This is a genomic window from Novosphingobium sp. G106 (assembly GCF_019075875.1).
GTDB lineage: Bacteria > Pseudomonadota > Alphaproteobacteria > Sphingomonadales > Sphingomonadaceae > Novosphingobium.
Window position 1 is genome coordinate 1 of record NZ_JAHOOZ010000002.1, and the last position, 12489, is coordinate 12489.

Consider the following 12489-nt stretch of genomic DNA (forward strand, 5'->3'; position numbering starts at 1 on the left):
ATCGGGACGATCCTTATTCATTCGCTCCCGCGCAGGATGGCATGTCGCCCAATGGCTTGAAGAGCGACGAATGAATTGGTCGGGTATCATTTATTGCATTTCGCCAGCAGCCTCCGAACCGTTTAAAAATAAAGGCATAGCACGGGTGTCAGTGGGCGTGTAATTCTCCGCAAAAGTGGCTTTGAAAAATTCCCTGATTGTTGGATTTGAGCGTCTAATGAGCCGGGGTTAACCCCCTCTCGTTGGGCAACGCCAAAATCGGCGCGATGACCTCCTGCGGGAGGCCCGCCGATGATCCGACGTGGAGAAGCCATGATGATACTTGAGCCGCACCGGCAGGGGCTGTCGGTGGACCGCCATCGCCTGTCGGACGGGCCGCGATCCCAAGACCATTCGCTAATACATCGAGCGCGGCGTCGAGGTGCCGGCGTACGGCTCCGCGCCAGTTGCGGCGTTCGTGCGAGATCGCGCTGTACATGGAGTTCCTGCGCGAGCGGGTCACCGCGTTTCCTCGAATCGGCGGCCTCGCGGCTGACCCGCGAGATCCGGGAGATGGGCTACGCCGGCGCCTATACCGCCGTGAAGGGATATCTCGCCGTTATCCGGCCCGAGCACGATCCCAAGCCCTACGAGGTCCGCTTCTGAGACCGTTGCCGGTGTGCAGGGCCAGGTCGACTTCGCCCGCTTCGTCGTCGAGTTCACTGACGAGCCGGGGGTGGTGAGCATCGTCTGGATGCTGGTTCAGCCTGGTGCTGGGCTACCCGCGGTTCCCGTTTGCCCGCTACATGCTGCACCAGGACCTGCAGACGCTGCTGCGCTGTCACATGCAGGCCTTCGAGGCGCTGGGCGGCGTGCCGATCGAGATCCTCTACGACCGTACAGCGACGGCCGTGACCGGCGAGGATGATCAGGGCCTCATTGTTCATAACACCTCGTTGCTGGCGCTGGCGAAGCATTACTGCTTCCAGCCCAGGGCCTGCCGTCCCTATCGCGCAAAAACGAAGGGCAAGGTTGAGCGGCTCTTCCTCTACATCCGCGACGACTTCTTCCTGGGGCGATCCTTCCGCAACATGGAGGACCTCAATGTCCAGCTCATCGACTGGAGCCTGGATACGGTCGCCAATGCACGCGTGCACGGGACGACCCAACGCGTGGTGGCCGAGGCCCTAGCCGAGGAACAGGGGAACTTCAGCGGCCTCCTCGACCATCGCTTCAACGCCGTCCTGAAGCTCGAGCGGCGGGTTACCCATGATGGCTTCGTCGCGGTTGGCGGCAACTTCTACAGCGTGCCCGACCGGACCCGCCGGCTCGTCGAGATCGAGCAGTTGCCGGATCTGGTGCGCATCATCGACCGCGGCATCATCGTCGCCGAGCATCCCGTGCTCGAAGGGCGCCGGTAATATCGTATCGACTGGCGCCATCGCACCGGACGGCCGCAGCCGCGAACGCCGGAGAGGCCCATGACAATGATCGGCCGGATCGGCGACCATGTGCCACTGCGTTCGCTGGCGGCCTATGAGGCGATCGGCGCGAGCCTGGCGATGGAGGGGCGGCCATGAACGGTGCGGCACCATCCTCGCGCGTCGACTCCATCCGCCGCAGCCTCGTCATGCTCAAGATGCCGCGCGCACTCGAGATCCTCGATGCCACCCTGCGGCGCATCGAGCAGGGTCAGATCGATGGCATCGAAGCGCTTGATGAGCTGCTGGGCGAAGAGCTCGCTGCGCGAGAACCGCCGGATCAAGGCTGCCCTGCGCATGGCGCGGCTCCCTGTGGTCAAGACCCTGGCCGGCTACGACTTCTCCTTCCAGCCATCGCTCGATAAGAACCGCATCCTGGCGCTCGCCGGCCTCGACTTTATCGAACGAGCCGAGGTCGTCCATCTGCTCGGCCCTCCCGGCACCGGCAAAAGCCACATCGCTACAGCACTTGCCGTCGAGGCCGTCCGCGCCGGCAAAGCAGTCTACTTCATCCCGCTCGCCGATCTGATCGCGCAGCTTGCCAAAGCCGAGCGTGAAGGCACACTGAGGGAGAAGATCCGCTTCCTCACCAGGGCATCGCTGCTGGTCGTCGACGAGATCGGTTACCTGCCGGTCACGCCCGGCGGCGCCAACCTGTTCTTCCAGCTCGTCAACGCCCGCTACGAAAAGGGCGCCATGATCCTCACTTCCAATCGCGGCTTCGCCGAATGGGGAGAGGTCTTCGGCGATCCTGTCGTCGCCACCGCGCTGCTCGACAGGCTGCTGCACCACGCCGTCGTCATCCAGATCGAAGGCTCCAGCTACCGCATGCGTGAGCACGCGGCGCTCGTGCCCGAAAACGTCCGCAACGGCGCCCCGTTCAATCCGCACCCGCCAAAGCGCCGCGGGCGACCACCGATGAAAGGAAAGCCCGATCACGAATACGGCTGATCACCGCTCCGTCCAAAACCGCCAACGTAGGGAATTTTGGGCGCCCACATCTGGGGAAAGTTCGGTGCCCGTTGACACACGGGTAGCAATTGCTACGCGACCAACCGAACGCTCCCTGTTAGATCTCATCCGGCACATGGGTACTTCAGATATCGACCACCTCCGCAGCGATTCTCGCGGGAAAAGGCTACCGAACGGCTGCACGTGACCAGACTAGTTCGATGAACTGCGCTCGCTGGTGACCTGCCCCACATAACAAGGGCTTAGCTTCGTCAGCGCGCTCCGTTCGACCATGAATTTCGCGGCATGTCCTTGCGATAGCATCAAAAAGCGTGCCGGCGGCGCCACAAAATTTCTCGATGCCCTCGACGACCAGAGCAGCTGCCACACTTGCAAGATCGATGCCGAGATCCTTGGGCGTCGAGAGGATCTGACCCGCGCCCTCGACGTCCGCAGCCAGAGACTGGCTCGTCACGCCATGATCAAGAAAGCCCTCCATAGTCTTGAGCGGCATAGTGCTGATCGTGTCGCGTCCGATCAGCGTCTCTGCGTAGAGCACGTCACGATCCCGTACTCAGCCAAGTGACCCCGAAGCGCGTTGATCAGCATGGTGCGCTGCCGAACCATGAGATCGCGGCTATTATGAAGCATCAGCACCGCCTGCTGCTCGACCGACTTCACAGCGACGAAGCGCATCGTCGGGCGCGTTACTGCTTCGCAGATCGCTTCGGCATCCGCCGCATCGGTCTTCCCGCGCTTCACATAAGGCTTAACACAAGCCGGCGACATCAGGCGCACCTCACGCCCGATCGCCATCGACTCGCGCGCCCAGTGATGCGCCGAAGCGCAGGCTTCCATGCCGACCAGGCAAGGGATAGCTCCGCGAAGAACCCAATGACCTCGGACCGACGCAGCTTGCGCCGGATCAGCACTACGCCATCGGCTGCGATAGCGTGCACCTGAAACACATTCTTCGCCAGATCCAATCCGACGGTGACAACCTCCTGCTCCATGGAACGACCTTAGAAGTGGACCTACAACGACCACATCATTGCACAGCTACGCTGGTGCGGAGGTCGTCCACGACATCACGTCAGTGGATCTCTGAGTTTGCATTTATATTTAGAAGCCCCATATTAGATACATTATGATGTGCATAAGACGAAATTCCGAAATCCATCCCGGCAGCAGTACCGCACGACTGCATGCCCTAGGCGCTTAGTGCCTCAAGCCTTCGCCTAGGGCTCCTCTCAACAAGCCAAGTGGCGCCAGTTGGCGCGGTAGATCTTGCTGTGTGCGTTAAACCGGCGGTCGAATGATCTCCGGGAGTTCGCATGCAAGGAGGTATTGTGTTAAATCAATTCGTTGTGGAGGCGAACAAGGAGACCGTCGGGGTCGCAGTGCGCGTGCCCGGAGGTTTCCGCTTCTTCTATTCTGACCCACGCTTTAGTGGTCTGGACGGTCAAATTTTTCCGCCGGGGCAAGCAACTGGCGCGGACCGTGGGCAAGCTTGCGCAGAAGAAGGGTGTCGGGCGCCTTGACGAGGCATTTTGCGAGAAGCTGGCGTTTCACTGAGACCAGCCCCCTCGCCCCGGTACGCAACGCATCATTCGAAGGCAGCACCTTCATCAAGGGCGCCCCGCTCAAAATGGCAAGGAGGGGGTTAGGGGTTCCAACCACGCCGTTGCACGGTTCAAATTTGCCTATGGCCCGCTGCTTCAATCAAACAAAGAAAAGGTGCTTGAGTGCCTAACATGACGCAATTGTGGGATACGCGAGGACCGTTCGCGGCACTCATTATCCTATTTGGCCTTGTCACCAGCGCAGCCCCTGCGACGGGTGCGCCGCAGGCGGTACGCGATGCAATTACTAGGCTCGGCTCTGTTCGAGCAATTGGCGCGACATCTAAAATCCGATCTGTCGGAAAGTCACATTCTGGCGAGACGCTCGCAGAGATCTCAGCGGGATTGTGCTCGCATCCCTCTCTTGAGATAGTTTTTGAGGCCGGCTCCACGAGGCCGTTTCCACCCGTTACCAAGTCAAGCTCGACCGAGATGCGAATATCTCGCCTTCCCGATTATCGTGCGCGAGCCCCACCGTCAGTCTGACGTCGCGATGCGGCTCAGTCACATTCTGCTTCCGCTTATTGCGGGCCAACTTGCTGGAGATAACTATGTCATCCGCAGCCTTCCGGCTTACTGAAATCCACCGTCGCCTGGACGAGGAGATCACGAGAGAAACGCGAGCCAGGCTCCCCGATAGCCTGAAGCTCCTTCGCCTCAAGAAGCTTCGCCTCGCTGTTAAAGACCGCCTGTTCGCAATGATGCGAAAAAAGTCTCGGAGGTAACCAAATGGCCGGCGTTCCCATGCGGGGACCCCGGCCTACCAACCCCGCCCAGCCCCGAAGACTCTGGAACATTAAATTTAATTATGAATCATTTACTTAGACGATTCCGCCGTTCAAGGCGCTAGAACCTCCAGATCAATTTGACCGCATATAGCCTCTACTCCACGGCTGTTTGGAGTGAGTTCAGCGAAGCGTGGGCGGTAGCTTACCAAGCCGGTTTTCGCTTACCCGAGCAAAGTAAATGCTTCGCCGATGGTCACCTTACCCCAGGTATGTGCATGCGTTAGTCAAAACGCCATCGCCTCGATGCTTCAGTCAAGAAGCAGGTTACACCGGGGCTTGCTTAGGCGGCAGGACGGCCGCCTGAAATCGTTCGACGAAAGAAAGGACGACCCATTGCTAGGTCGCCCCTGAGTAAAAACCCTGAGAGTGCAGAGTCTTTGGGTCACTATGTATTATTAACTCAAGTATCATCGCCTGAATAGTAGAAACGCGACAAGCATCTCAACGAAACTCGCGCTGCCTTAAACCTGCCTCCTCACCCTCGATCCGGGTATCGAGAACAAGCGCGAGTGTATCCCCTTGATTTGCATAGGGAACGGCCTTAGACGCCGCCCGCAATGCAAGCTCGATATCGCGGCAATTTTCAAGAGCGACTGCGAGGGTCGTCTCCGCGGCCTCATCCCTGGGGCGGTTGCCAAAGGTATCGGCGATGCAATCACGGTAGGCAGATTTAGCTTCAATAACTTGATCAGAAAAGAACGATGGAGCAACCTCAAGCGCAGTAAAAACCGAGGCTAGAAGCAAGACGGTGAGCACCAGTCAATTCCCTTCTCATTTTTAGCTACGTGAAAAGCTAGTGCTGGAGGCAACGGCCGAAGGTTTCTAAAAGTTCCGACCTTCAGGCTATCTGATGACACCGAACTGCGCGCCAATAGCTGTCGATAGATTTCGAGATAATCGTCGGAGACGCCACATTTCCTATGACGTCTTTTAAGACTGGGATCAGAGCGTCGCCGAACATTGTATAGTACGCCGGCGGAATTGCACTCGCGACGGCGTTTGCACCGCCATCCGTTCTGGGGCCCAGCGATCCTATGAGAATGTCGACCAGCCGCCCTGCTGCGTAAGCATGCGAGGCTGGATTCGAGCCAATTTCCTTCGCGAAATATCGCTTCATCGCGCCCTCGATCTCTTTGCGGCTGGAAATAACAGCCGTCGCGAGATCGCTTTCCTGCGGTTCATTCATACGATTTCTCCGTGGACACAACTGCTCCGTTCGCAGGCATCCGTCGATGGTGGTGAATGATCTGCGGCCCAACCGGGGGCCGGCTTTCCGCCTCGGAGACGCGCCGCTCTAGCGGCTTTCACGTCCCGAGGCGGTCAGGCGCGTCATGAGACTACCACCGTGCGCTTGGAGACGAAGGAAGATTGGGATATCGCCCATCCCACTCATATAGCGTTAGGACATGACAAATGTAATGGTCGTGCCGTAAATTAACGGGCGTTGCACCGCCGATCGGAATGGCGTGGACCATATCTCACGCGTCCCCCCTGTGCGTGAATGCACGGCTCCCAACAGGAGCACTTCAGCGTAGACGTTCCCCATTATTCCTACGCGACCGGAGCGATCGAAAGTGACGTCCCGCATGTCGGGATGGATCTAGAGTGAGCCCCCTGCCGATATGAAGTAACGCGAAAGTCGACCGAGACGTTTTGGACCGGTCCTCCGCGCCGAGCGCGACCTGGAAGGAGCAGCGACGCCGATCAACCGGCAGCATGGTCCCTGACCAAGCTGTTAAATCTATGGCGAAGCGACTGCTTCATGAGCTTGGCGAGCGGAGACGGCGAACTCCGATCGAGGGAAAAGATGGCGGCGGTGAAATGGCCCTCATACACGGCAGCTGGTTTCGAGAGCTTCGCGAGTGTGCCCTGGGCGATCTCGTCGGCCACGGCATAGGTCGACGTGAGCCAGACGGCATCGGAATTGCGCGTCACGTGGATCAATGTGTCGAAATCCTCGATGAGGTTGATGACGCCGCCGCTCTCATCGAGCAGCTCGGCGGGCGCGCTATGCGGCATGACGCTCTGGCCCGAAAGCAGGAACGGAAAATGGTTGTCCAAGCTCGCACCGCTGAGCAGCGGATGGCCAGGCCGCACGATTAGGTTGACCGGAAAAATCCCCCAGCTTCTCGCAACGCAGAGGAGGGAAGTCCGGCACCAGGACAATCGGAGAGACGATGAACTCAATCTCCCCGGCGAGCAGCATCGGCAGCAGAGCATCGAAGCTTCTGATGAACACGTTGTTCCGGATCTTCGGCGCTTGACGAAGTCTTTCCTGCAGGCTTCTGGCCAGCAGCGCCCGAGCCGGCACTGGCGCGATGCCGAAGCTCAGCTCGCCGACATCGCCTTGCGCGGTATTGCGAAGGTGACTCTCGAGATCGTCCGCATTTGCCAAGAGCCCCAGAGCGCGGTCGATGATCTGGCGGCCCGCCAGGGTTGCGGAGACACCGCCCCGGCCCCGCTCGAAGAGGCGGATGCCGTAGTCCTGCTCCAGCGACTGGACCGAGCGGCTCAGGGCGGACTGAGTAATGCCCAGCTCGTCGGCGGCGCGTGCGTAGTTCAGGCGCTTTGCCAGCACGGTGAGATATCGCAGATGACGTAGGTCGAACATGATGAATCCAATTCATCAAATTTGTAGTCTGATGAATTGGACGTACTCCCGGCCTTTTGCAATCCTTTCCTGACAGGGTCGGCAAACCGCCGAGCGGATCCAGAGGATGGTTGATATGCGCAAATGGGCGGGTGCCTGCCTAACAGTGCTGGCCTGGGCAAGCAGCATCGAGGTTCACGCTCAGAGCGAGCGGAGTGTCCTGCCCGTCCCACCCTCGCCCTTCAGCGGCGTTATCGCCGACAACATCCTCGATTCCACACCGTCGCCGCAGGTCCCGGTCCGTGCGCCCCATGGGGCACCGAACGTGCTCCTTTTCATGAGCGACGATGTCGGCTTCGCCATGTCGAGCGCATTTGGCGGACCGGTGCCCACGCCCAATTTCGAGCGGCTGGCCGCGCAGGGACAACGCTACAACCGCTTCCATACGACCGGCGTCTGCTCGCCCTCGCGCGCAGCGCTGTTGACTGGGCGCAACCATCACAACGTCGGCATGGGACACGTCAGCGACCTGGCTTCGGGCTATCCTGGCTATACGGGCCGCATCACCCCGGAGGCCGCGACCATCGCGCAGGTATTGAAGTTGAATGGCTACAGCACAGCCATGTTCGGCAAGCATCACAACGTGCCGCCGGGCGAGGATCCCGGAGCCGGGCCCTTCGACAACTGGCCGACAGGCCTCGGCTTCGAATACTTCTACGGCTTCATCACGGCCGACAGTGACCAGTACGATCCGCATCTCTATCGCGGGACGAATCGGGTCGATCCCGACGAAGGCAAAGGCGCGCTGCTCGATAAGCGGCTAGCGACGGACGCGCTCAGCTGGCTCCACAACCACGAGGCAGTTGCGTCCGACAAGCCGTTCTTCATCTATTACGCGCCGGGATCGACTCACGTACCACACCAGGCTCCGCCGGAGTATATCGCCCGCTTCAAGGGAAAGTTCGATCAGGGCTGGGATCGGATGCGCGAGGAAACCTGGCGCCGGCAACTCGTCGCCGGCCTTATCCCCAAAGGCACGAAGCTCACGCCGCGTCCCGATCCCATCCCAGCATGGGACAGCCTGTCGGCCGGCGAAAAGGCCTTCGCCGCGCGGTCGATGGAGGTCGCGGCCGCCCAACTGGTCTATCAGGACGAGCAGTTCGGTCGGGTGCTCAACGAACTCCAGCGGATGGGCAAGCTCGATAATACGCTCGTCACGCTGATCATCGGCGACAACGGCGCCAGCATGGAGGCCGGCCCCAAGGGCACCGTCAACGAGACCTACTCGATGACCGGCGGCGTCGAGTCCACAGAATGGCTCGTCTCCAACACCGACAAGCTCGGCGGACCGATGGTCTATGGCAACTATCCCGTCGGCTGGGCCTGGGCGATGGACACGCCGCTGCGCTGGGGCAAGATGTATACCTCCGTGCTCGGCGCAGTGCGTAACGGCATGGTGATGTCGTGGAAGGGGCATGTCTCCCGTCCCGGCGCCATATGCGGCCAGTTCGGCCATTTGATTGACATCGCGCCGACCATCCTGGAAGCCGCGCACCTGCCGGCGCCGCGCAGTGTCTACGGCGTGGCGCAGAAACCGATGGACGGGCAGAGCCTGCTGCCGAGCCTCGCCACTTGCGATGTGGCGCACCCCCGCACGCAATATTTCGAAGTCGGCGGCAAGATCGGCCTGTATCACGACGGCTGGTTCCTCTCCGGGGACGATGGCCGCCTGACTTGGGAGAACCTGCCCCGGCGGGGCCTCGTCCGGAAACCCGCTGGTCACTCTACGATCTCACCAAGGACTTCTCCCAGGGCGAGGACATTTCACAACGCAATCCCGGCCGCCTTCGCGACATGATCGCGCTTTGGCGCCAGGAAGCCGAGAAGAACCACGTGTTCCCGCTTGACCACAGGTTCGGCATCGCACGCTTCGACAAGAACGAGCGCCCGGTGGGCCGCGACCGCTACGACTACTGGGGCAAGGACGTCAGCGCGCCCGCAGGCGGCAATCCTGCCTGGACCGGCCGCAGCTTCACGCTCGATGCCGACGTGGCGACCGCCAAGCCCGACGCATCCGGCGTGGTGATCGCCGTGGGCAGCCATTTCGGCGGTTGGAGCCTGTTCCTCGAAAAGGAAGGCCGACCTTCGTCTATGCCGCCACGACCGATCCGGCGCAGACCACCCGCATCGCTGCCACCGATCCGCTGCCTCAGGGCGCCGGTACTCTACGCATGCGGTTCGATTTCCGGGGCTTCGCGAAGGGCGCCGATGTCACCCTTCTCGCCAACGGCAAGAGCATCGCGGCCGGGCATGTCGGAAGCCTCTTCCTAAGCCCATCGGGTCTCGGCGAAACGGTCGATATCGGGCGGGACACCGGTGTGCCGGTCACGGACTACACTACGCCGCGCGGCGCGATCGAAGGCGACGTGACGCACGTTTCCGTGAACTTCGACAAACCCGCCGGGCCCTGACGCCACGCCGGGAACACCATCGACAAGGGGGAGGATCACTATGCGTATCAACCGTACCAAGGCGAGCCTTGCAGGCGCTGCGTCCGCCATCGTCATCGCCGCGAGCGCGCCAGCGGCGGCCCAGGATGAGTCGGCGGGCAATCTCGGTGACATCGTCGTCACTGCCCGGCGCTCGGAGGAACGCCTACAGGACGTGCCCATCTCGATCACGGTCTTCAACCAGCAGCAGATTTCCAATCGCAACGTCGTGACCGCGACCGACCTTGCCATCTATACCCCGTCGCTATCGGTCAATCAGCGGTTCGGCCCTGAGAAGGCCGCATTCTCGATCCGCGGTTTCGTCCAGGACAGCGGCACCGCGCCATCGGTCGGCGTCTATTTCGCCGACGTGGTGTCCACCCGCGTCCAGGGCGGCACGACCTCCGGCGCGACCGCTCCCGTGGGCTCTTTCATGGACCTGCAGAACGTCCAGGTGCTCAAGGGACCTCAGGGCACCCTGTTCGCCGCAATACCACGGGCGGTGCGGTGCTCCTGGTGCCGCAGAAGCCCACCGACAGGTTGGAGGGCTGGGTCGAGGGTTCGGCCGGCGGATACAATCTGATGCGCGGGCAGATGGTGCTCAACGTGCCTCTCGCCGATACATTCAAGGTCCGCGTCACGGTAGACCGAAACAAGCGTGACGGCTACGTCAAGAACCACTCGGGAACGGGTGCGGACGACTTCGCCAACGTCAACTATTTCGCCGCGCGCCTCAGCATCGTCGCCGATCTAACCCCGGACCTCGAGAACTATACGGTCGCGACCTACAGCCATTCCTTCGGCCGCGGATATGGCAGCCGCCTGATCGCCTGCGACCAGCGGCAGACCACCGGCATCCTGGGCATCAACGCCCAGGCGGCCTGCGCTCAGATCGCCCGGCAAAACGCGAGGGGCGACGGCCCATTGGATTCCGACATTTCCAATCCGAACCCCTTCGTCAACCAGCGCACCTGGCAGGTGATCAACACCACGACGTGGCAAGCCAGCGACGATCTGACGGTCAAGAACATCGCCAGCTATTCAGAGTTCCGGGAAAGGCTGAGCAACAATCTCAACGGCGACAATTTCTTCCTTGGAACGACGCCATTCCAGGTCACGTTCCAGGATGTTTTTGATACGACCTCCAACCAGGCGGCCGAATCCGGCTTCACCGAGGAGCTCCAGCTCCACGGCAAGACGGGAGACGGTCGGTTCGACTGGCAGCTCGGCGCCTACGTCGAGCTCAGCCGGCCGCTGGGCTGGAACCAGGGTCGGACGGGGGCATACGTCAACTGCACCTCGATCTGCGATATCGCCTGCACCAACCCGCTGGGCTTCGGCTCGATCACCCAGGCGTCCCAGAAGGCATCGTTCGACAGCAAGGGGCTCTATGCTCAGGGTACCTACAAGCTCACCGATCAATTGAGCATGACCGCAGGCCTGCGCTACACGTGGGACACTACCAAGGTGAGCGCGCGCAGTTCCCGCCTCAATCTAGCCGTTCCGGCGGCGGGCGTCCCGCAGATCCTGCGCTGCTCGGATCCGCTGAACAACCCGGGCGCCACGCCGGGCACGGGCAAGGTGGTGACGGATATCAACCAGTGCCTGTACACCTATCCGCTGAACAAGTCGCATGCGCCGACCTGGATGGTCGACCTTGAATACAAGCCCGCTTCGGACCTGCTGTTCTACGCGAAGTACGCACGCGGCTACCGCACCGGCGGCATCAACCCGAACAACTTCGGGTTCGAAGCCTGGGATCCCGAGAAGGTCGACACGTACGAACTGGGCGCTAAAGCCAGCTTCCATGGCGCTGTCAGCGGCTACTTCAATATCACCGGCTTCTACAACGATTTCAGCAATCAGCAACTCTCGGTCGGGGTGAGCCCGGTGCTGGGGAGCGGCTTCGCGGGCTCGACCGCGGTGGTCAATGCCGGCAAGTCGCGGCTGAGCGGCATCGAGGTGGATCTGTCCGCAACCTTCTTCGACAGCCTGCGCTTCGATCTCGGCTACGCCTATCTCGACACCGAACTCAAGTCTTTCGTCCCACCCACGATCCCGCCGGCGCTCTCATCCGTCTTCGCAGGTTTCACGCAGAACCAGATCGTCGGCGGACCTCTATCGCTCTCGCCAAAGCACCGCGTGACCCTGACGGGAACCTATACGCTGCCGGTCAGCGAACACCTGGGCAGGATTTCCCTGAGCGCGACCTACGTCTACACCAGCGCCCAGTACTTCAGCCGCGCCGACGATGCGTTCGTTCCATTTCTGGATGGCACCAACTCGGTTCAGCTTCGTACCGCGAACATCCCGCTGTGGGACGCCAACCTCGGCCGCCTGCCGGCGACCAACCTCGTCAACCTCAACCTGAACTGGAACGAGTTCCTGGGCCAGCCGATCGACCTGTCGGCGTTCGTAACCAACGTGACCAACCAGATCTACCCGGTCGCTACCGGCAGCACTCTCTCACAAGGTTACGAAACGGCGATATTCGGCGCGCCCAGGATGTGGGGTATCCGGATCAAGTATCGCTTCGGGAGCTGACCGGCGACAGAGGCCAGGTCCCTGATCGTTAGCGCTTCCAGCTAT

General features: G+C 61.1%; 12 protein-coding genes and 2 pseudogenes. 7 read left to right on the forward strand and 7 right to left on the reverse strand.

All coding sequences use genetic code 11. The annotated features are described in order from the left end of the window. The first annotated feature begins 291 nt into the window (after positions 1–291). Together istA and istB are read left to right on the forward strand one after the other, a co-directional pair. Positions 292–1559: pseudogene (gene istA / locus KRR38_RS30150) on the forward strand (IS21 family transposase). A 120-nt stretch (positions 1560–1679) separates the two neighbouring features. Next, positions 1680–2411: an IS21-like element helper ATPase IstB gene (istB, locus tag KRR38_RS30155; protein ID WP_305800863.1), complete on the forward strand. Its 732-nt coding sequence runs from the start codon at positions 1680–1682 to the stop codon at positions 2409–2411. Positions 2412–2598: 187 nt separating this feature from the next. Here istB and KRR38_RS30160 read toward each other — a convergent pair whose 3' ends face one another. From KRR38_RS30160 to KRR38_RS30170, 3 genes and pseudogenes are all read right to left on the reverse strand, one after another. Then, positions 2599–2970 (reverse strand): transaldolase family protein, encoded by a 372-nt coding sequence (locus KRR38_RS30160; RefSeq protein ID WP_217407544.1) that lies wholly within the window; start codon positions 2968–2970, stop codon positions 2599–2601. 2 nt (positions 2971–2972) lie between these two features. Continuing rightward, positions 2973–3424 (reverse strand): annotated as a pseudogene (locus KRR38_RS30165) (IS110 family transposase); the annotation flags it as partial. A gap of 433 nt (positions 3425–3857) precedes the next feature. Then, a complete protein-coding gene (locus KRR38_RS30170; RefSeq protein ID WP_217407545.1) occupies positions 3858–4040 on the reverse strand; it encodes a hypothetical protein in 183 nt (60 codons plus the stop codon). Between the two features lie 544 nt (positions 4041–4584). On the opposite strand from KRR38_RS30170, the gene KRR38_RS30175 reads away from it, so the two are divergent. Further along, the gene (locus tag KRR38_RS30175) at positions 4585–4758 is read left to right on the forward strand and encodes a DUF465 domain-containing protein (protein ID WP_217407546.1); all 174 of its coding nucleotides are present in this window, start codon (positions 4585–4587) and stop codon (positions 4756–4758) included. Between the two features lie 504 nt (positions 4759–5262). Here KRR38_RS30175 and KRR38_RS30180 read toward each other — a convergent pair. The 4 genes from KRR38_RS30180 to KRR38_RS30195 form a co-directional block, all read right to left on the reverse strand. After that, complete coding sequence (locus KRR38_RS30180; RefSeq protein WP_217407547.1) at positions 5263–5577, reverse strand: hypothetical protein; 315 nt, start codon at positions 5575–5577, stop codon at positions 5263–5265. A gap of 82 nt (positions 5578–5659) precedes the next feature. Then, a complete protein-coding gene (locus KRR38_RS30185) occupies positions 5660–6007 on the reverse strand; it encodes a hypothetical protein (protein ID WP_217407548.1) in 348 nt (115 codons plus the stop codon). Positions 6008–6525: 518 nt separating this feature from the next. Beyond that, positions 6526–6840 carry a hypothetical protein gene (locus KRR38_RS30190; protein ID WP_217407549.1) on the reverse strand — a complete coding sequence of 105 codons (315 nt, stop codon included), beginning with the start codon at positions 6838–6840 and terminating at the stop codon, positions 6526–6528. Then, complete coding sequence (locus tag KRR38_RS30195; protein ID WP_217407550.1) at positions 6830–7432, reverse strand: LysR family transcriptional regulator; 603 nt, start codon at positions 7430–7432, stop codon at positions 6830–6832. The genes KRR38_RS30190 and KRR38_RS30195 overlap by 11 nt, the downstream gene beginning before the upstream one ends. Positions 7433–7547: 115 nt before the next feature. Here KRR38_RS30195 and KRR38_RS30200 point away from each other — a divergent pair, with 115 nt between their 5' ends. From KRR38_RS30200 to KRR38_RS30210, 4 genes are all read left to right on the forward strand, one after another. Beyond that, entirely contained in the window at positions 7548–9269 is a 1722-nt protein-coding gene (locus KRR38_RS30200) for an arylsulfatase (RefSeq protein ID WP_254515771.1), read from the forward strand. Next, a complete protein-coding gene (locus tag KRR38_RS36625; RefSeq protein ID WP_254515772.1) occupies positions 9266–9742 on the forward strand; it encodes a hypothetical protein in 477 nt (158 codons plus the stop codon). The genes KRR38_RS30200 and KRR38_RS36625 overlap by 4 nt, the downstream gene beginning before the upstream one ends. A gap of 180 nt (positions 9743–9922) precedes the next feature. Then, a complete protein-coding gene (locus KRR38_RS30205; protein WP_217407551.1) occupies positions 9923–10483 on the forward strand; it encodes a TonB-dependent receptor plug domain-containing protein in 561 nt (186 codons plus the stop codon). Next, positions 10417–12444, forward strand: coding sequence for a TonB-dependent receptor domain-containing protein (locus tag KRR38_RS30210; RefSeq protein WP_217407552.1), 2028 nt, complete (start codon positions 10417–10419; stop codon positions 12442–12444). The genes KRR38_RS30205 and KRR38_RS30210 overlap by 67 nt, the downstream gene beginning before the upstream one ends. Positions 12445–12489: the final 45 nt, after the last annotated feature.

What these genes read in the sequence shown, in the direction of transcription:
- istB (WP_305800863.1), top strand. Translation starts at nt 1,680, where the DNA reads ATGGCATCGAAGCGCTTGATGAGCTGCTGGGCGAAGAGCTCGCTGCGC.
- KRR38_RS30170 (WP_217407545.1), bottom strand. Translation starts at nt 4,040, where the DNA reads ATGAAGGTGCTGCCTTCGAATGATGCGTTGCGTACCGGGGCGAGGGGG.
- KRR38_RS30175 (WP_217407546.1), top strand. Translation starts at nt 4,585, where the DNA reads ATGTCATCCGCAGCCTTCCGGCTTACTGAAATCCACCGTCGCCTGGAC.
- KRR38_RS30185 (WP_217407548.1), bottom strand. Translation starts at nt 6,007, where the DNA reads ATGAATGAACCGCAGGAAAGCGATCTCGCGACGGCTGTTATTTCCAGC.
- KRR38_RS30190 (WP_217407549.1), bottom strand. Translation starts at nt 6,840, where the DNA reads ATGCCGCATAGCGCGCCCGCCGAGCTGCTCGATGAGAGCGGCGGCGTC.
- KRR38_RS30195 (WP_217407550.1), bottom strand. Translation starts at nt 7,432, where the DNA reads ATGTTCGACCTACGTCATCTGCGATATCTCACCGTGCTGGCAAAGCGC.
- KRR38_RS30200 (WP_254515771.1), top strand. Translation starts at nt 7,548, where the DNA reads ATGCGCAAATGGGCGGGTGCCTGCCTAACAGTGCTGGCCTGGGCAAGC.
- KRR38_RS36625 (WP_254515772.1), top strand. Translation starts at nt 9,266, where the DNA reads ATGATCGCGCTTTGGCGCCAGGAAGCCGAGAAGAACCACGTGTTCCCG.
- KRR38_RS30205 (WP_217407551.1), top strand. Translation starts at nt 9,923, where the DNA reads ATGCGTATCAACCGTACCAAGGCGAGCCTTGCAGGCGCTGCGTCCGCC.